This window comes from Rhizobium sp. CC-YZS058, from assembly GCF_034720595.1.
GTDB lineage: Bacteria > Pseudomonadota > Alphaproteobacteria > Rhizobiales > Rhizobiaceae > Ferranicluibacter.
In genome coordinates this window covers 3,572,627-3,590,928 of the sequence record NZ_JAYESJ010000001.1, presented here as the reverse complement: position 1 = coordinate 3,590,928, position 18,302 = coordinate 3,572,627, and the positions used below count along the sequence as shown (strand labels likewise).

Genomic DNA, 18,302 nt, shown 5'->3' with positions numbered 1-18,302 from the left:
ATGCGGGCTCTCCAATCGTCCGTGACGACGCCGGACGCATGGTCCGGCCGATGGCAAACAGGAATGTGGTCTGCGTGAACGTTCTCTCCGTGACGTCGGAAGTTTTTCCGTTGATCAAAACCGGCGGTCTGGCCGATGTCACCGGCGCGCTGCCGAAGGTTCTCCTGGCGCGCGGCTACCGGACTCGCACACTCGTGCCCGGCTATTCTCCGGTGCTGGCGCAGCTCGACCAGCCGAAGACTATCCATTTCTTCCCCGATCTGTTCGGCGCGCCGGCCTCGCTGCTCGAAGTCACCGCTGCCGGGCTCGATCTCTATGTGCTCGATGCGCCGTCGCTCTATGATCGCCCGGGCGGGCCCTATGCCGGCGAGGATGGGATCGATCATCCCGACAACTGGAAGCGCTTTGCGGTTCTTTCCTATGTCGCCTCGGCCATTGCCGGCGGCCTGCTTCCCGACTGGCGGCCGGATCTCGTTCACACGCATGACTGGCAGACGGCGCTGACCACCGTCTACATGCGCTATTCCGACAATGCGCGGCACATCCCTTCGGTGCTGACCATTCACAACCTCGCCTTCCAGGGTCAGTATTCCGCCGACCATCTCGACCTGATCGGCCTGCCACCGGAAGCCTTCAGCATCGATTGCCTCGAATATTACGGCGATATCAGCTATCTGAAGGGGGGCATTCGAACCGCCTCCGCCGTCACCACGGTCAGCCCCACCTATGCCCGCGAGATCGTCTCGCCGGAGCTCGGCATGGGGATGCAGGGCGCGCTGCTTTCCAGGCTCGATGCCTTCAGCGGCATCGTCAACGGCATCGACATGGAGGTCTGGGATCCGTCCAACGACCCTTTCCTGCCGGCCAATTACGATGTGCGCCAGATCCGCCGCCGCGGCGTCAACCGCGAGATCCTGATGCAGGCCTTCCATCTGGACAGCAGGCCCGGCCCGGTCTTTGCCGCCGTTACGCGTCTGACCTGGCAGAAGGGCGGCGACATGCTGGCGGATGTGGCCGAAGAGATCGCCAGCCTCGGGGGCAAGCTGATCGTGCTCGGCAAGGGCTCCAAGGATATCGAAACCCAGCTCCTGATGGCGGCCGGCCGGCATCCCGGCCGTATCGGCGTGCGGATCGGCTATGACGAGCATACGGCGCACCTGATCCATGGCGGTGCCGATATCATCATCCAGCCGTCGCGCTTCGAGCCCTGCGGGCTCACGCAGCTCTACGCGCTTCGCTATGGCGCTGTTCCTGTCGTTTCGCGCACCGGCGGCCTGTCCGAGACCATCATCGATGCCAATGACGCGGCCATGTCGGCGCGGGTCGCCACCGGCTTCCAGTTCCACCCGGCCACCAGCGACAATCTTCGCCTCGCTATCCACCGCGCCTTCCACGCCTATCGCGACCCGAAAAAATGGGCACGGCTGCAGAACCAGGGCATGAAGGCCAACTTCTCCTGGGAGCGCTCGGCCGAGCAATATGCCGATCTCTACGGTCGCCTGATCCAATCCAACCGCGCCTCCGGGCGGGTGGCTTGACGTTTCATCGGGACTAAGGCGGCGTTCGGCAGCGCAACTAGGGTTCAGTCAATCATTTGTCTATGATATATGACGCAACTTCATCGTCACTTTATCAGAAGCCGAAGGATTGATGCTTAATTCCGACCACCCAAAGATTTGGAAAAGCTTTGAGGATCAGCTCGACGGTTTGATTGGTCGGCGGCTGATTGTTTCGGATCGGGCCCGTGCGCTGGATTACTTAGAGCGCATCGGGTACTACCGCTTAAGCGGTTATTGGTTTCCTATGCGTGAGCTTACTGGTCCGTGCTGCCGACTAACGCCGGATTTTCGTAAGCCTAAGACGATAAATCCCGAGGTCTTTCGATCCGATCGCTTCATGCCCGGGGCGTCCTTCGAAAATGCTGTTGATCTCTATGTGTTCGACAAGAAACTTCGTCTGCTCGCTCTAGATGCCATCGAACGTATCGAGGTCGCCGTCCGCGTCGACATTGCGCATAGTTTGGGACAGAAAGATCGCTTTGCGTATCTCATACCTGGCCTCTTTCACAAAAACTTCTCTGAAGTTCTTGGCGAGGATGGTCTGACTAAACACCACAAGTGGTTGACCAAGCAGGCTGCCCTTATCGTTCGATCCAAGGAGGAGTTTATCACTCACAATAAACAGAGATACGGCCTGCCCATCCCAATTTGGGTTAGCTGTGAGGTGTGGGATTTTGGAGCGCTCTCGACACTGTTTGGGGGCATGAAAGAGGCCGATCAGGATGCAATTTCGTGTCAATACGGAGTGAGCAACGGTCGGGTATTCGCTAGCTGGCTCAGGTCTGTAAACTTTTTACGAAATGTTTGCGCGCATCATAGTCGGCTGTGGAACAGAAACGTGGTTGATCAACCGAAGCTGCCTTCTGAAAAGGAGGTCGCGTTCGTTTCAATCTTTAAAGGACAAGAACGTTTAATCGCTCGCCCCTTTTTACTATTCTGTATCCTGCGTCATTTAATGTTGGTCGTGAATCCAACTTCGTCATGGCCGAAGCGCTTCGTCGAGTTGATGCACGATTTCCCGGACTTGCGTCATGTAGGCTTAGACCTTGCAAGTATGGGCGCAGGAGAAAATTGGCTCGCCCATTGGTCTGGCCGCCAATAAAAAACCCCTGAGCAAGCTGACAAAATGTCAACCTGACAGGGGCCGTATTGATGCGGAATATAGCTGACCGAGCTCTCGTGTCAATGAAAAACGGACGAGCTGACTCGCAAGATGGGTGGCTCCAGATTTATCAGGTTCTCCCGCCGTTGTTCTCACTGCAAGTCGTCTCAGTGGCCCGGCTTTTGGAGTCGGACCACTGTTCCGGACAATTGGGCATCAGCTCGGGCGGAAAAGGGCGAGGCTGCGGGGGGCCATGTCGAAGCTTTCGCCCTCGACCGGCTGGGCCTCCAGCGTCGGGTCGTCCGTCGTCAGTTCCAGCGTCCAGCTGCCGCCGGGTGCCTCCGGCAGGGCGAAGGGCACCACACCCTCATGCGGATTGAAGATCAGCAGAGCATGCGACCAGATGCCGTCCTGGCCTTCGAGGTCGGGGCGCGAGATCACGGCGCCGATCGTGGTGCCGCCGCCGTCGGCCCATTGTTCGGCCGTCTGCTCGCCGCCGCCGGCATTCACCCAGGTGATCACCATGCCGTCGCGCCAGTTCTCGCGATGCAGCAAAGGCTGAGCGGCGCGCAGGCTTGTAAGCCGGCGAACGAAGTCACGCAGCTCCTCGGCGGAGGGCGGCAGGTCTTCCCAATGAATCCAGCTGATGTCGCTGTCCTGGCAGTAGCCGTTGTTGTTGCCCATCTGGCTGCGGCCGAACTCGTCGCCGCCAAGGATCATCGGCGTGCCGTGGGAGAGCAGCAGCGTGGCCAGGAAGTTGCGCTTCTGGCGTTCGCGGATGGCATTGATGCCCTCGTCCTCGGTCGGACCTTCCGCGCCGTAATTATAGCTGCGGTTGTCGCTGTGGCCGTCCTTGTTGTCCTCGCCATTCGCCTCGTTGTGCTTCTCGTTGTAGGAGACGAGGTCGTTGATGGTGAAGCCATCGTGAGCGGCGATGAAGTTGACGCTCGCCCAGGGACGGCGGCCGCGCAGGTCGTAGAGGTCGCCGGAGCCGAAGAAGCGGGCGGCGAAATCCGGCGCCGTGCCATCCGTGTCCAGCCAGTAGTCGCGGACCGTGTCGCGATACTTGTCGTTCCACTCGGCCCAGCCGGGTGGGAAGCCGCCGACCTGATAGCCGCCGGGCCCGATATCCCAGGGCTCTCCGACCAGCTTGACCTTGGAGAGGACCGGATCCTGCGTCACCGCGTCGAAGAAGCCGCCGCGCTGGTCGAAGCCTTCCGGCTCTCGTCCGAGGATCGTGCCGAGGTCGAAGCGGAAGCCATCGACATGCATCTCCTCGACCCAGTAGCGCAGCGAGTCCGTGACCATCTGCAGCACGCGCGGATGGGAGGTGTTGACCGTGTTCCCGGTGCCGGTGTCGTTGATATAGTAGCGGTGATTGTCCGGGATGGTGCGATAGTAGGAGAAGTTGTCGATGCCCTTGAAGGAGAGCGTCGGCCCAAGCTCGTTGCCTTCCGCCGTATGGTTATAGACCACGTCGAGAATGACCTCGATGCCGCCATCATGCAGCGCGCGCACCATGTCGCGGAAGCCCGCCAGCGCGCGCGGCCCGTAATAGCGGGTGGCGGGGGCGAAGAAGCCGAGCGTGTTGTAGCCCCAGTAATTGTGCAGGCCCTTGTCGATGAGCATGCTGTCATCGGGGAAGAAGTGGGTGGGGAGAAGCTCGACCGAGGTGATGCCGAGGCTCTTCAGATAGTCGACTGCGGCCTTGTGGCCCATGCCGTCGAAGGTGCCGCGCAGCTCTTCCGGAATGGCCGGATGCAGCTTGGTAAAGCCCTTCACATGGGTCTCGTAGAAGATCGTCTTCGACCACGGGATCATCGGGGGCGTGTCGCCCTTCCAGTCATAGTCCTTGGAATCGATCACGCGGCTCTTCGGCATGACCGGAGCGCTGTCTTCCTCGTTGAAGCTGAGGTCCTTTTCCTCCGACTCCATGTCATAAGCAAAATGGGCGCTCGACCATGCGACATCGCCGACGAGTTCGCGGGCATAGGGGTCGACGAGCAGCTTGTTGGCGTTGAAGCGATGGCCGTTTTCCGGGTCGAACGGGCCGTGGACGCGGTAGCCGTAGAGCGCGCCGGGCTTCAGGCCTGGAATATAGCCGTGCCAGACTTCGTTGGTGAATTCGGGAAGCTCGATACGGGCGGTTTCGGTCTGCCCGCTTTCATCGAAGAGGCAGAGTTCAACGCGCTCTGCATGGGCGGAAAACAGCGCGAAATTCACTCCGTCCTTATCCGGCGTGGCGCCAAGCGTCGTCCACGTGCCGGATTCCACGCGTGTCTTCCCTGTCATGTCGGTCATCGAGATCCCCTGTGTCGAACCGACCAGAAAGTGTGCAGCGCGGGAAAAGTTCCTTTAGCGGATCGAAATAATGGCAAAGAGGTGGCAGCCGCGCCGTGCGCGGCTGCCGTGTAGCCTCAGGCGAAGAGGAAGTCGCCGTCCGCCGGGCGGCCGACGCCAGAAAGCGTGATGGTAAAATCGCTTGAGCCATTCCGATCGGTATCGATGGAAAGGATCGTATCGGCGCCGCTCGTTGCGGAAGCGACATTGCTTGCATCGATCCCGTAGGCCCTGAGATCAATCTTGTCGGTTCCAGAGACGAAGTCGTTGATCCGTTCGCTGCCGCCCGTTTCGGCGAAGACGAAGACATCGTTGCCGGCACCGCCGATGAAGCTGTCATTGCCCGCACCGCCGCTCAGCCGATCATTGCCCATGCCGCCGACCAGGAAGTCGTTTCCGCTGCCGCCGCTCAGCGTGTCATTGCCCATGCCGCCGTTGAGATAGACCGCGGCGCTTACGCTGCTGTCGTCCATCCTGTCATTGGCCTCGGTGCCAAGCCGGACAATGGAGAACTGGTCGCCGCGCTGCACGCCGCTGACCAGATCGCGCACATCGAAGGTCACGCCCGGCGTGGTCGAGACGAAGCTGATGCCCTCGTCATCGTAGCGGCTGCGTGCACCGAGCCCGTCGGAGCCGTTTTCGGCGAAGAGCTGGACGGCGAAACCGCCATCCTGGTTGGCCATGCTGTCGCTGTCGCGCGCCGAACCGTTGCCGACTTCGGCGCTGGTAAAGGCAAGGCGCACCTGTCCCGCCGTCAACGGTGCAGCGACATTGACGACATCCATGCCATCGCCGAGATCGACGCGGTCCTTGCCATCGGTCGCCAGGTTGACGATCGCCGTATCGTTGCCCGTTGTGCCGAAGATGACATCGTTGCCGGCGCCGCCGATGAAGGAATCATTGCCCGCGCCGCCGCGCAGCGTGTCGTTGCCCGCGCCGCCGACCAGGAAGTCGTCGCCGCGGCCGCCGGTCAGCCGGTCATCGCCCATGCCGCCATTGGCATAAAGGCTTTCGGCGCGCGAGGCCGCGGCCGTGATCGTATCGCTTCCGGCCGTGCCAAGCTCGACCACGGTGAAGCCGTCGCCGCGCTGGACGCCGCTGACGAGGTCGCGCACATCGAAGGTTACGCCGGGCGTGGCGGACACGAAACGGATGCCTTCATCGTCGTAGCGGCTGCGGGCACCAAGCCCGTCCATGCCGTTTTCGGCGCGCATCTGCACGGCAAAGCCGCCATCCTGGTTCGCCAGGCTATCGCTGTCGCGCGCCGAGCCATTGCCGACCTCGCTGCTGGTAAAGGTCAACCGGACCTGGCCGGCCGAGGCCGGTGCCATGACCGACACGACATCGAGGCCCTGGCCGAGATCGACGCGATCCTGGCCGTCCGTCGCGAGGTTGACGAAGACCCGGTCATTGCCGGCGCCACCGCGGATCACGTCATTGCCGCTGCCGCCGATGAAACCGTCATCACCATCGCGGCCTTCCAGAACGTCGTTGCCCGAACCGCCGACCAGGAAATCATTGCCCGTCCCGCCGATGATCCGGTCTGCGCCGGCACCGCCATTGATGTAGGCGGCGCCCTCTCCGGCCGCTGCCTTCAACAGATCGTCGCGCTGCGTGCCGAGTTTGACCACGTCGAAGCTGTCGCCGCGCGAGACCCCGCTTACCAGATCGCGGACGTCGAAGGTCGCACTGCCGGCCGTGACGAAGGTGATGCCTTCATCATCGAACCGGCTTTCCGGGCCGCGCAGGCCGCCAAACGTGTTTTCGGCCTGCAGGCGAACGGCGAGGTCGCCATCCTGGTTCGCCATGCTGTCGCTGTCCTCCGCATCGCCATTGCCGACTTCGCTGCTCGTCAGCGTCAGGCGGATCTGCGAAACCTTGTTGAGGCTGTCGAGGACGACGCGGTCATCGCCGTTGCCGAGGTCCTTTTCGACCGGACCATCCCGGAACAGATCCAGGCGATAAGTGTCGTCGCCGCGTGCGCGGCGGGCTGCGTCGTTCGTCGTGTCGGTGCTCATGGCTCGTCTCCCTGTTGCCGGCCGTCCCCGCCGCGCCTCCTGCGCTCCGGTCGCCCGTGTCTGGCGGAACTCTCCGCACGAGCCGAGACGGTCTCGCTGGCCAAGAAGTTTCAACGGAGAGGCGGAGACGCGGTCACATCTCGCGTGATCGTTGCGTGATCGGCGGTTGGGCTTCGGCTCGATCCGGTCCTGCCACTGGGCTTTCCCTTGTTTCTCGCGGCTCTACCTCTGCCGGAAAGGAAAGGATGTCCGATGCATGGGATAGGGCGTTCAGACGCGGTCTGGAGCGGTGGGTGATCGAGGGGCTCGTTGTCAAATATGGCCTGCTCGGCGTGTTGCTCGGTGCCGGCATCGAAGGCGAGGCTGTGGTTTTCTTGAGCGGCGTGCTGGCCCATCGCGGCCTGATGCCGCTCTGGCAGGTGATGAGCGCGGCAGCGCTGGGATCCTTCGTCGCCGATCAGCTGTTCTTTCTGCTTGGCCGGCGCGCCGCCTCGCTGCCATTCGTCCAAAAGCTGAACAGGGCTCCGGCCATGCAGCGGGCGCGGGGGCTTCTCCATGCCCATCCGACAGGCTTCATTCTCGCCTTCCGCTTTCTCTACGGCATGCGGATCATCAGCCCCGTCCTCATCGGCACGACCGAGATTCCAGCCCTTCGCTTCATGGCGCTGAACGCGCTGGCGGCCTGCCTGTGGGCCGTGATGGTGGCCGGCATCGGCTATGCCTTCGGGAATGCCGTCGAGGCACTGTTTGGCCATTTGCGCCTGCATCTCCACGTGATCCTTGCGCTTTCGGCAATCGCGATCGGTGCGCTCGGGCTGTTTCTTGTCCGCCGCGCCCGCCGCCATGCCTGAATGCCGCCGGACCACTGGCCAAGCCGGCCGACCCGGCCTATGGGAACAGCGCACAACGGAAGGCAGGAGCAGGACGATGAGCCACAAGCCACGAGTGAGCATTCTCTATTGCACCCAGTGCAACTGGCTGCTGCGCGCCGGCTGGATGGCGCAGGAGCTGCTGCAGACCTTTTCCGATCGCCTGGGCGAGGTGGCGCTGCTTCCGGGTACCGGCGGCGTGTTCGAGATCCGCGTCGATGACGCCCTGATCTGGGAGCGCAAGCGCGACGGCGGTTTTCCCGGTCCGAAGGCGCTCAAGCAGCGCCTGCGGGATGTGATCGAGCCCGGTCTCGACCTTGGCCATGTCGATCGCTCGTCCGGGGATGGTGGCAGCGATCCGGAATGATCAGCCTGTCGCTGCTCGGCGGCGTCTTCGCCGCCGCTTTCCTTTCCGCCACGCTGCTTTTCGGTCTCTCCGAGGCGGCGGTCATCGCCGCCCTGCAGAATCCGGATCTTTCCCGACCCGCGGTTCTGGCAGTGGCCACCGCCGGCAATGTGCTCGGCGCGGTCGTCAATTACGCGCTCGGGCTCTGGTTCCTGCGGTTTGAGGGGCGACGCTGGTTTCCGGTGTCTCCGGGTGCAAGGCTGCGGGCCGAACGCATTTTTGAGCGCTACGGCCATCCGGTGCTGCTTTTATCCTGGCTGCCGGTGGTGGGCGATCCGTTGACGCTGGTGGCCGGGCTCATGCGCATGCCGCTGGCTCCGTTTCTGCTCTACGTCACGCTGGGCAAGGCCGCGCGCTATGGCCTGCTCGTGGCCTTCTTCGGTTAGGGCAAGGCCCCAATTTCGGTTTGCGCCGGCGGTCCGCCCGTTTATGGTCCGGCTCCTTCAGTCCGGCGATCATCAAGGAGCGTGGCAGCGGTGAGTCTCAAATTCGGTACAAGCGGGCTTCGTGGCCTGTCCGTCGATCTCGAAGGGCCGGCAGCCGCCGTCTATGCCGTGGCCTTTGCCCGCACATTGCGCTCAGCCGGCCTGATCGACGAGGGCGATACGATCCTGATCGGCCGCGATTTCCGCGCCTCCAGTCCCTCCATCGCCGCCATCGCCGGCGGCGCTCTTCAGCGCGAAGGGTTCAGCGTGCGCGATTGCGGCACGGTGCCCACGCCGGCGCTCGCCCTCATGGGCCTCAAGATGCGGGTCGCGGCGCTGATGGTGACCGGCTCCCATATTCCGGCCGATCGAAACGGGATCAAGTTCTACCGGCCGGACGGCGAGATCGGGAAAGCGGACGAACTGGCCATCGCCGAAGCGGCAGCAGTCATTTGCGCCGGCGCGCCGATCGACGCGACGCCGGCCCCGCTTGCGAGCCTCGAGCACGAGACGCGCGACCTCTTTCTCGATCGCAATCTCACGCTCCTGCCCGAGGGCGCGTTGATGGGGTGGACCATCGGGGTCTATCAGCATTCCACCGTCGCGCGCGACCTGTTCGTGGAGGTGCTGCAGAAGCTCGGCGCCACCGTCCTTGCGCTTGGCCGGTCGGAGCAGTTCATTCCGGTCGATACGGAAGCGGTTTCCTGCGAGACCATCGACCTCCTGAAAAGCTGGACGACGGAGCATGGGCTCGATGCGATCGTGTCTGCCGATGGGGATGGCGACCGGCCGCTCCTCAGCGACGAAACGGGCGAGCCGCTGCGCGGCGATCTGCTCGGCCTGCTTGCCGCCGATTTCCTCGGCGCCAAGGTGGCCGTGACCCCGGTGACCTCCAATTCCGGGCTGGAGCGCCAGGGAGAGCGGCGGATCGAGCGCACCCGCGTCGGCTCGCCCTTCGTAATCGCCGGCATGCAGGCGGCGCGTGATGCAGGCGAGACGTCGGTCATGGGCTTCGAGGCGAATGGCGGCACGCTGACCGCCACCGATTTCAAGGTCAACGGCCATGTGTTGAGCGCCCTGCCGACGCGCGACAGCTTTCTGCCGACACTGGCCGCGCTCTCGCTTGCAGCCACGCGCCGGCTCTCCCTCTCCGCTCTCGCCCGCCTCTATGCGCTGCCGGTGGCGCTCAGCGACCGGCTGGAACAGTTTCCGACCGAAACTAGTGCCGCTTTGATGGCGCATCTGCGCAGCGGCGAGGCCGCCTTGGCCGGTTTCCTCGCGCCCCTCGGCAAGCCGGTGTCGGTCAGCGATATCGACGGGCTGCGCGTAACGCTGGAGAGCGGCGCCATCATCCACTTTCGGCCCTCCGGCAATGCGCCGGAAATGCGCTGCTATGTCGAGGCAGAAGACGAGGCCGTCGCCCGGCGCCTGCTGGCTGAGGGTCTCGACCTCATCCGCGCGTTCGCCAAGACGAGGTGAAGCGCGCCGGCAGGGCTCCGCCCGTGCCCTGCCGGGGGCGTCGCATGGAGACAGAATTCGAAGACAACGCCGGCACTCGGCCCTTCCTCCACAGAAGGCGTGCCGGCCCATCAGCAAAATTTTGCAGCGTGGAGGAAAAGATGCGAAAGCCTGTTGACACCTGACCGGCCAGCTTCTACACCCCCGTCCGTCGCCCAGATGGCGGAATTGGTAGACGCGCAGGTTTCAGGTACCTGTGCCGCGAGGCGTGGAGGTTCGAGTCCTCTTCTGGGCACCATTCCCTTCGAAAATTTGATCCTTCCCTTTGTCGGGAACGCCGGAACAGGCAGCCATGCGCGGCAGGGCCGGATGGTCCTCTTGTTCCTGGCTGATCGAGCTGAAGCGCGGCCTTCAGCCCTCGCAGACCCCTAATAATCATCCGTGAAATCAGAGGGCTATGGATCTTATGTCAGAAAGTGACGTATTACGTAAGCCTTAAGGTTTCTTGCCTTAGAATGCTCCAGACCACCGCTTTGGAGCCTGCCATGATCCGCCTCTTCGCGTCCCGTTCCGACAAGATCCTCGCCGCACTCGACCTGTCCTTCGCGGTCATCGAATTCAATGTCGACGGCACCATTCTGAGCGCCAATGAGAATTTCTGCGCGCTGATGGGCTATCAGGAGAGCGAGCTTATCGGGAAGCATCACAGCCTCTTCCTCGAGCCCGACTATGCCCAGTCGACGGATTACCGCGCCTTCTGGGCCAAGCTCCAGGGCGGCGATTTCATCTGCAGCGAGTTCGTGCGGATCACGAAGAGCGGCGACGAGGTCTTCATCCGCGGCAATTACAATCCGGTGAAGAACAGTGCGGGCAAGGTGGTGAAGATCATCAAGTTCGCCAACGACATCACCCAGACCAAGCTCGAGGGGATCGACTCGTCCGCGCGCGTCAAGGCCATCTCGCGGGCCCAGGCGGTGATCGAGTTCAAGCCGGATGGCACGATCCTTTCCGCCAACACGAATTTCCTCAAGACGCTCGGCTATTCCCTCGACGAAATCGTCGGCCGCCACCACCGCATGTTCGTCGAGCCCGGCTATGCGCAGTCTCAAGCCTATTCGGCCTTCTGGGACAAGCTCAACGCGGGCGAGTTCATCTCCGACGAGTTCCGCCGCATCGGCAAGGGGGGCCGGGAGGTCTTCATCCAGGCCTCCTACAATCCGGTTTTCGATCTGAAGGGGCGGGTGATCAAGGTGGTCAAGTTCGCCACCGACGTCACGGGCCGGGTCAACAATGTCGATCAGCTCGCCCGTTGCCTCTCGAACCTCGCTGATGGCGATCTTTCCCAATCGATCGATGCGCCGTTCATTCCCGCGCTCGATCAGCTTCGCCAAGACTTCAACGCGGCCTGCGATCGCCTGAAGGGTGCGATGACGCTGGTTCGCCAGAATGCGGAGGCCATCGCCAGCGGTGCGGACGAAATCCGCGAATCGGCCGACCAGCTGTCGCGGCGCACCGAGCAGCAGGCGGCCTCCGTCGAGCAGACGGCGGCGGCGCTCGAGCAGATCACCACCACGGTCAAGGATTCCTCCCGCCGCGCCGAGGCCTCCGGCGCGCTCGTGTCGCGCGCCAAGGAGCAGGCCGATCATTCCGGCACGATCGTGCATCAGGCGATCTCGGCCATGGACAAGATCGATGCCTCATCGAAGGAAATCTCCACCATCATCGGCGTCATCGACCAGATTGCCTTCCAGACCAATCTTCTGGCGCTGAATGCCGGCGTGGAGGCGGCGCGGGCGGGCGATGCCGGCAAGGGCTTCGCCGTGGTGGCGCAGGAGGTGCGCGAGCTCGCCCAGCGTTCGGCAACCGCCGCCAAGGAGATCAAGACGCTGATCACCGCCTCGACCGACCACGTGGCGGATGGCGTCTCGCTGGTCAGCCGGACAGGGGAGGCGCTGCAGACCATTGCCGCGCAGGTGGCCGATATCAACGAGGATATTGCCGCGATCATCAGCGCAGCGCGCGAACAGTCCACGGCGCTCAACGAAATCAACACGGCGGTCAATGCCGTCGATCAGGGCACCCAGCAGAATGCCGCCATGGTGGAGGAGCAGACCGCCGCCAGCCATGGCCTGGCGGAAGAGGCGGCCACCCTGTTTGCCCTGCTCGATCAATTTCGCTTCGGAAACGAAACGCGTCCGGCGCTCAACGCGCTTGGCGTGCAACGAGGCCCCCTTGCCCAAGGCCGTGCAGCCTGAGGCAAGAGGAAAGCCGGCGCCGCAACGGGCGCGGCGCCGGCTTTCCGTGATCGTCGAGAAGGGTTCGGTCCTCTGACCCTTTTCCAGAAAGGCGGACAAGGCCTCTCGGCATCACTGTCAGAAATGACAGTGTCGAGGGGCGAAAACAGGACGCTGCGTGCGGCTGACGCGCCTAGACATGGCATCGACACTGCTTTTCGCGGAGAAGGACCATGTCCAGGATAGGAACTGACGGGAACGACTATATCTATAATCCGGGTTCGCAGGTCGCTTATGGGCTGGACGGTTCAGATGTTATCGGGTCGAACGGCAAGGGCAATCTGGTAGCTTTCGGCGGCGACGGCTCCGACGTCATCGTGCTCGACAGCTCCGTCGATACGAACGGCTCCCCGGCAATTCTCAGCGCCCATGGCGGCACCGGTAATGACTGGCTCGTCAACTGGTCGACCGCCGTCGGCGCGGACAGGCTTTACGGCGACGAAAACAACGACATCATCTATGGCGGCTACGGCGATGACATGCTGGATGGCGGCCAGGATATCGATGGTCTTTTCGGTGGTCCCGGCAATGACCGCATCTATGGCGGCGACGGGGATGACTACAACACCACGATCGGCGCCGGATCGACCGCCTTCGGCGCTGGCTTCTATGTCGAGCGGCAGGCCGGCCTGTATGGAGAAGCCGGAGACGATCTGCTCGATGGTGGCGCGGGGAAGGACTATCTCGACGGCGGCTTCGGCAATGATGAGCTTTACGGCGGTCGCGGCGATGACAAGGCCTATGGGGAGGCCGGCGATGACGACCTCTATGGAGGGGCCGGCAACGACGATCTCTACGGAAATGATGGCAACGACACGATCGAAGGCGGTTCCGGCAATGACGGGCTGGTCGGCGCAACGGGTGATGACATCTTGTCCGGCGGCCGCGGAGATGACAACCTCTGGGGCGATCTCGGCAATGATCTTCTCTCCGGCGGCGCCGGGAAGGATACGTTCCGCTTCCTCTATGACCTCAATGCCAAGACCAATCGCGATACAATCAGCGACTATGTGGTCAGCGACGACACGATCTACCTGGCCAAGTCAGTCTTCGAGAAGCTTGCAGGGGCAACGGTCCTGTCGACCGCCCAATTCTGGGCCAGCAGCGATGGCAAGGCGCATGATGCCTCCGATCGTATCCTCTACGAGACCGATACCGGCAAGCTCTCCTATGATAGCGATGGAAAGGGCGGCGCCAAAGCGGTCGTCTTTGCCGTTCTCGATACCCACCTCGCCATGACAGCCTCGGAGTTCATCCTTTTCTGAATCCCGAGGGGCTCGCGCCCTTCAAGCCGAGGTGCGGACGGCGGCAGGCCGCTCTACGGTGCTCTGCATCGACGCACGGGCTGGTCGGCGCGGTGCCGCTTGCCGGCGCCGTACTGCAGACGGCGCCGGTTTCATCAGCGAGAGGAGCGGGCGGTCAGACGATGAAGAAGTCCGAAGCCTTCAGCGAGAGTCCGTCGTCGAGATGCGCGAGCAGCTGCATCCCTCCGGCCTTGCTGCCGTTGGAATCATAGGACAGGGCGCCACTGCTCTTGTTGTAGATGATGTGGTCCGAGGCGTCCTTTGCCTTGGTGCCGATCACGAAGTCCGACGCGTCCAGCTGGCCCTTGTCCAGCGCCTTGAAGTAGCGCTGCTGCAGCTCGAAGCGGTCATTGTTGCCGGCCTTGTTGGAGAAGTCGGTGATGGTGTCGACATTGGCCGCGGTGGCGGCGGCGGAGAAGATGAAGACATCGTCCCCGCTTCCGCCGATCAGCACATCCTTGCCGGTGCCGCCGTTCAGCCGGTCATTGCCCGTGCCGCCCATCAGCCGGTCCGCCCCGGCCGAGCCGGCCAGCGCGTCGTTGCCCGTGTCGCCCGAAATCCAGTCTGCGGCGTTCGTGCCGGTGAGGGTATCGTTGCCGCCGAGCCCGGCCATCTGGCCGGAGGCATCGACCTTCAGCCGGTCGTTGCCGGCCGTGCCGCGCCCGAAGACCATGCCGGCAATGCCCTCATCGTCGCTGTCGATCGAGTCCGAATTGTAGGTGACGGCGAAGCCGCCGCCGGCGAGACCGGCAACGGAGACCTCCGCCTGCTCGTCATATTTGTCGGCATCGACGCCGATGGTGAAGACCTTGCCGGCCGGCCGGCCGCTGGAGGAGAGGATCATGCCGTAGGCATCGTCGGCGACATCGCTTTGCACCAGCGATTGCTGGCTCCAGACCACCACATACTGGCCGTTGGCGAGCTTGGCGATGTCGAGATCCTTGACCACGACGCCCTTCTCGAAGATCGGAATGGCCTTGCCGATCGCCTTGCCGGTGGCGGTGTAGGAGGTGACATAGATGCCCTGGGTGCCGTCGTCCTTCGGATTGGGCGTGAAGTCCAGATTGGCGACGACGAAGCCGCCCTTCGGGCCGGCGGCAACGGCATAGCCATAGTTCTCGTCATCGCTCCAGGCGCCACCCGCCCCGCCGATATGCGGCGTCAGGCCAAAATCGCCCTTGATCAGCTTGCCGTTGCCATCGAAGAGCGAGGCGCGCAGCTGGTTCTGGCCGTTGTTGGTGCCGTCGTCGATTGCGGCTTCGGAGTTCCAGATGATGACCGAATTGCCGTTGCTGAGGGCGGCGGACTTGGTCACCAGCTCGTCGAAATCGTTCGACACGGTATTGAGGACCTTGTCGGTCCCACGTGGCGTTCCGTTCGCGGAATAGCTGCGCGAATAGACTTCGTCGAAGTTCGTCTGCGAGCGGTCGGCACCATAGGAGACGATGAAGCCGCCATCCTTGGTTTCGACCACATTCGGCGCCACCTTCTCGAAGGCGCTGACGGTATCCACGCGGAATGCGCCGCTGACCTTGTTGCCGCGACTGTCGAACACCTGCGCCATGATATGCGCGCCGTTGGTCGAGATCGCGTCGTCCAGCGTTTCGGCCCAGGTCACGACCACATTGCCGTTCTTCAACTGCGTGGCATCTGGCGCACCGGAATAGGCATCTTGGATGCCGCGCATCAAAAGCTCGCCTCCGACTGCCCGCCCGGCGGCATCGTAGAACTGGGCGCCGACATAGGTCGCCCTCGTGTCCGAGCCGTCGTAATTGTTCAAGTAGCTCTCCCAGCTGACCATGAATCCGCCGCCCTTCAGAGCAAGGACGTCGGAGCCGCGCTGCCAGTTGTTTTGATAGCTATTGACGCGAAATTCGCTTCCCATAGGGTCTCTCCACATTGCTTTGCAGGTCGGCACTTACCGAGCGTTTATGGCAAGAGTGTCTCGATTCTGCCTTAAATTGTGAGGCCGGGAAGATCTACCCTCTCCGGTTAGGCTCGAAGCCGTTTGGAAATCCGTGGCTTAAGCCACGCCCATGCTCCGGCGGAAATGAGTAATTTTTTCTCATTCGCCGCAAATTTTTGCGTTTTTCTCTCCTCCGATCGCGTCTGCTTTCCTAGATGACAGGGGCATCGACACCCTCTGAAAGGAAATGCCATGCGCTGGCTGAAGCCCCTTGCCGCTGCCCTCCTCATCCAGGCTGCGGCCACCCTGCCGGCCCTCGCCGGCGAGAACCTCGATGCCATCAAATCGGCGGGCACGATCCGGATCGGCACCGAGGGCACCTATTCCCCCTTCACCTTCCACAATTCCAGCAACGAGCTGGTCGGCTTCGATGTCGAAATCGGCCGCGCGGTGGCCGAGAAGCTCGGCGTCAAAGCCGAGTTCATCGAAGGCAAGTGGGATGGGCTGATCGCCGGTCTGGACGCCAAGCGTTACGACGTGGTGATCAACCAGGTCGGTATCACCGAGGCGCGCAAGCAGAAATACGCCTTCTCCGAGCCCTATATCGCATCCAAGGCCGTGCTGATCGTGCGGGAAGGCAATGAGGACATCAAGAGCTTCGAGGATCTGAAGGGCAAGAAATCGGCGCAGTCCCTGACCAGCAATTTCGGCAAGCTTGCCGAGGCCGCCGGTGCGGAACTGGTCGGCACGGACGGGTTCGACCAGTCGATCCAGCTGGTGCTGACACGCCGCGCGGACGCCACCATCAATGACAGCCTCTCCTTCCTCGATTTCAAGAAGCAGCAGCCGCAGGCGCCGGTGACGGTCGTGGCGGAAAAGCCGGATGCCGACTATTCGGGCATCATCCTGCGCAAGGGCGACGAGGATCTGGTGGCCGCCATCAACAAGGCCCTGGCCGACATCAAGGCCGATGGCACCTACAAGACGATCTCCGACAAGTATTTCGGCCAGGACGTTTCCAAGTAGGCGCGCCCGAGGCGATCTCTCGGAAGAGGGAGGCGGACCGTCGCCTCCCTCTTTCCGTCAGTCGAAACTTCCGTCATTCTGCCTTTGCCGCCCCTCAGCCGCGATAGACTGGCCCGCCTCCCGCTGGTCGGTCGCCGGCTCCCAGAACGAGATCCGCCGTGCCGCATTGGCTGCAATTGATGATCGATTCCCTGCCGACCCTCTTGTGGGCCGGCATCAGGTTCACCGTGCCGCTGACATTGCTGAGCTTCACGCTCGGCCTGGCCCTGGGCCTGCTGACGGCGGTTGCCCGCCTGTTCGGGCCGAAGCCGGTCGCGTCGCTCGCACGCTTCTATGTCTGGATCATTCGCGGCACGCCGCTGCTGGTCCAGCTCTTCGTCATCTTCTACGGCCTGCCGAGCATCGGCATTCTGCTCGATGCCTTTCCGGCGGCACTGATCGGCTTTACGCTCAATATCGGCGCCTATACGTCCGAGATCATCCGCGCTGCCATATCCTCCGTCGCGCGCGGCCAGTGGGAAGCGGCCTATTCGACGGGCATGAGCTGGTCGCAGGCCATGCGCCGGACCATTCTGCCGCAGGCCGCGCGCGTCGCCGTGCCGCCGCTGTCCAATACGTTCATCTCGCTGGTCAAGGACACATCGCTCGCCGCCGCCATCACGGTGCCCGAGCTCTTCCAGTCCGCCCAGCGCATCGTCGCGGCAACCTACGAGCCGCTGATCCTCTATATCGAGGCAGCGCTGATCTATCTCGTCATGAGCTCGGTCCTGTCCGCCCTGCAGGCACGGCTCGAAACGCGCTTTGCCCGCTATGGCGGCATGGTGGAGGCCAACCGATGATCGCGCTTACCGGGATCGAGAAACGTTTCGGCGATGCCGTCATCCTCCGGGATATCTCCCTCACCTTCGCGGAAGGCAGCGTCACCGCACTGGTCGGGCCGTCTGGCGGCGGAAAGAGCACGCTCCTGCGCTGCATCAACCTCCTGGAGCCGCCGACCGCCGGTCGCGTGGTGATCGGCGAGGCGGTGGCCGAGTTTGCGCCGGGCAGGCGGGTGCCCTGGAGCACGGTCCAGGCGCTGCGGCGGCAAACGGGCATGGTGTTCCAGAATTTCCAGCTCTTCCCGCATCGCACGGCGATCGAGAATGTCATGGAAGGCCTGCTGGTCGTCGAGAAATGGCCGAAGGAAAAGGCTCGCCGGCGGGCGGAAGACCTGCTTGCCAAGGTGGGCATGGCGCAGAAGGCGGATGCCTGGCCGGCAAACCTGTCCGGCGGCCAGCAGCAGCGCGTCGCGATCGCACGGGCGCTGGCACCCTCGCCACGGGTTCTGCTCTGCGACGAGCCGACCTCGGCGCTCGATCCCGAGCTTTCGGCCGAGGTGGTGGAGGTGCTGAGCACGCTGGCGCGGGAGGGCACGACCATGGTCATGGCTACGCATGACCTGCGTCTGGCGTCCAGAGTGGCCAATGCGGCTGTGTTTCTGGAAGCCGGCCGCGTGGTCGAGACCGGACCCGCTGCGGAAATCTTCCGCAATCCGCGTGAGGAGCGCACCCGCCAGTTCGTCTCCTCGATCAACGCCGCCCAGACGATCTGAGCCC

14 protein-coding genes and 1 tRNA gene are annotated in these 18,302 nt (G+C 63.0%); 12 read left to right on the top strand and 3 right to left on the bottom strand.

What is annotated here, in order from left to right; genetic code table 11:
• The first annotated feature begins 74 nt into the window (after window positions 1-74).
• Complete coding sequence (gene glgA / locus U8330_RS17160; RefSeq protein ID WP_323107337.1) at window positions 75-1,538, top strand: glycogen synthase GlgA; 1,464 nt, start codon at window positions 75-77, stop codon at window positions 1,536-1,538.
• Window positions 1,539-1,650: 112 nt separating this feature from the next.
• Window positions 1,651-2,661: an Abi family protein gene (locus U8330_RS17155; protein ID WP_323106452.1), complete on the top strand. Its 1,011-nt coding sequence runs from the start codon at window positions 1,651-1,653 to the stop codon at window positions 2,659-2,661.
• A gap of 216 nt (window positions 2,662-2,877) precedes the next feature.
• Here U8330_RS17155 and glgX read toward each other — a convergent pair whose 3' ends face one another.
• Both glgX and U8330_RS17145 read right to left on the bottom strand, forming a co-directional pair.
• Window positions 2,878-4,962 (bottom strand): glycogen debranching protein GlgX, encoded by a 2,085-nt coding sequence (glgX, locus tag U8330_RS17150; RefSeq protein WP_416236873.1) that lies wholly within the window; start codon window positions 4,960-4,962, stop codon window positions 2,878-2,880.
• Between the two features lie 116 nt (window positions 4,963-5,078).
• Entirely contained in the window at window positions 5,079-7,019 is a 1,941-nt protein-coding gene (locus tag U8330_RS17145; protein WP_323106451.1) for a calcium-binding protein, read from the bottom strand.
• Window positions 7,020-7,264: 245 nt separating this feature from the next.
• Between U8330_RS17145 and U8330_RS17140 the strand changes: the two genes are divergently transcribed.
• The 7 genes from U8330_RS17140 to U8330_RS17110 all read left to right on the top strand — a co-directional run bounded on the left by U8330_RS17140 (window position 7,265) and on the right by U8330_RS17110 (window position 13,736).
• A complete protein-coding gene (locus U8330_RS17140) occupies window positions 7,265-7,870 on the top strand; it encodes a DedA family protein (RefSeq protein ID WP_323106450.1) in 606 nt (201 codons plus the stop codon).
• 76 nt (window positions 7,871-7,946) lie between these two features.
• Window positions 7,947-8,255: a SelT/SelW/SelH family protein gene (locus U8330_RS17135; protein WP_323106449.1), complete on the top strand. Its 309-nt coding sequence runs from the start codon at window positions 7,947-7,949 to the stop codon at window positions 8,253-8,255.
• Window positions 8,252-8,680, top strand: a complete 429-nt coding sequence (locus U8330_RS17130) for a YqaA family protein (protein WP_323106448.1) — start codon at window positions 8,252-8,254, stop codon at window positions 8,678-8,680. The genes U8330_RS17135 and U8330_RS17130 overlap by 4 nt, the downstream gene beginning before the upstream one ends.
• 90 nt (window positions 8,681-8,770) lie before the next feature.
• Window positions 8,771-10,198, top strand: coding sequence for a phosphomannomutase (locus U8330_RS17125; protein WP_323106447.1), 1,428 nt, complete (start codon window positions 8,771-8,773; stop codon window positions 10,196-10,198).
• A gap of 192 nt (window positions 10,199-10,390) precedes the next feature.
• Window positions 10,391-10,475: transfer RNA gene (locus tag U8330_RS17120), tRNA-Leu, on the top strand.
• 247 nt (window positions 10,476-10,722) lie between these two features.
• Complete coding sequence (locus U8330_RS17115; protein ID WP_323106446.1) at window positions 10,723-12,432, top strand: PAS domain-containing methyl-accepting chemotaxis protein; 1,710 nt, start codon at window positions 10,723-10,725, stop codon at window positions 12,430-12,432.
• A gap of 212 nt (window positions 12,433-12,644) precedes the next feature.
• Complete coding sequence (locus tag U8330_RS17110; RefSeq protein WP_323106445.1) at window positions 12,645-13,736, top strand: calcium-binding protein; 1,092 nt, start codon at window positions 12,645-12,647, stop codon at window positions 13,734-13,736.
• A gap of 154 nt (window positions 13,737-13,890) precedes the next feature.
• Here the strand turns inward: U8330_RS17110 and U8330_RS17105 are convergent, their stop codons facing one another.
• Entirely contained in the window at window positions 13,891-15,660 is a 1,770-nt protein-coding gene (locus U8330_RS17105) for a calcium-binding protein (RefSeq protein ID WP_323106444.1), read from the bottom strand.
• Between the two features lie 273 nt (window positions 15,661-15,933).
• Between U8330_RS17105 and U8330_RS17100 the strand changes: the two genes are divergently transcribed.
• From U8330_RS17100 to U8330_RS17090, 3 genes are all read left to right on the top strand, one after another.
• A complete protein-coding gene (locus tag U8330_RS17100; RefSeq protein WP_323106443.1) occupies window positions 15,934-16,707 on the top strand; it encodes an amino acid ABC transporter substrate-binding protein in 774 nt (257 codons plus the stop codon).
• Between the two features lie 158 nt (window positions 16,708-16,865).
• Window positions 16,866-17,546, top strand: coding sequence for an ABC transporter permease subunit (locus tag U8330_RS17095; RefSeq protein WP_323106442.1), 681 nt, complete (start codon window positions 16,866-16,868; stop codon window positions 17,544-17,546).
• Entirely contained in the window at window positions 17,543-18,298 is a 756-nt protein-coding gene (locus tag U8330_RS17090; RefSeq protein WP_323106441.1) for an amino acid ABC transporter ATP-binding protein, read from the top strand. Before U8330_RS17095 ends, U8330_RS17090 begins: the two co-directional genes overlap by 4 nt.
• Window positions 18,299-18,302: the final 4 nt, after the last annotated feature.

What these genes read in the sequence shown, in the direction of transcription:
- U8330_RS17140 (WP_323106450.1), top strand. Translation starts at nt 7,265, where the DNA reads ATGTCCGATGCATGGGATAGGGCGTTCAGACGCGGTCTGGAGCGGTGG.
- U8330_RS17105 (WP_323106444.1), bottom strand. Translation starts at nt 15,660, where the DNA reads ATGGGAAGCGAATTTCGCGTCAATAGCTATCAAAACAACTGGCAGCGC.
- U8330_RS17115 (WP_323106446.1), top strand. Translation starts at nt 10,723, where the DNA reads ATGATCCGCCTCTTCGCGTCCCGTTCCGACAAGATCCTCGCCGCACTC.
- U8330_RS17130 (WP_323106448.1), top strand. Translation starts at nt 8,252, where the DNA reads ATGATCAGCCTGTCGCTGCTCGGCGGCGTCTTCGCCGCCGCTTTCCTT.
- glgX (WP_416236873.1), bottom strand. Translation starts at nt 4,962, where the DNA reads ATGACCGACATGACAGGGAAGACACGCGTGGAATCCGGCACGTGGACG.
- U8330_RS17155 (WP_323106452.1), top strand. Translation starts at nt 1,651, where the DNA reads ATGCTTAATTCCGACCACCCAAAGATTTGGAAAAGCTTTGAGGATCAG.
- U8330_RS17100 (WP_323106443.1), top strand. Translation starts at nt 15,934, where the DNA reads ATGCGCTGGCTGAAGCCCCTTGCCGCTGCCCTCCTCATCCAGGCTGCG.
- U8330_RS17110 (WP_323106445.1), top strand. Translation starts at nt 12,645, where the DNA reads ATGTCCAGGATAGGAACTGACGGGAACGACTATATCTATAATCCGGGT.
- U8330_RS17135 (WP_323106449.1), top strand. Translation starts at nt 7,947, where the DNA reads ATGAGCCACAAGCCACGAGTGAGCATTCTCTATTGCACCCAGTGCAAC.
- U8330_RS17145 (WP_323106451.1), bottom strand. Translation starts at nt 7,019, where the DNA reads ATGAGCACCGACACGACGAACGACGCAGCCCGCCGCGCACGCGGCGAC.
- U8330_RS17090 (WP_323106441.1), top strand. Translation starts at nt 17,543, where the DNA reads ATGATCGCGCTTACCGGGATCGAGAAACGTTTCGGCGATGCCGTCATC.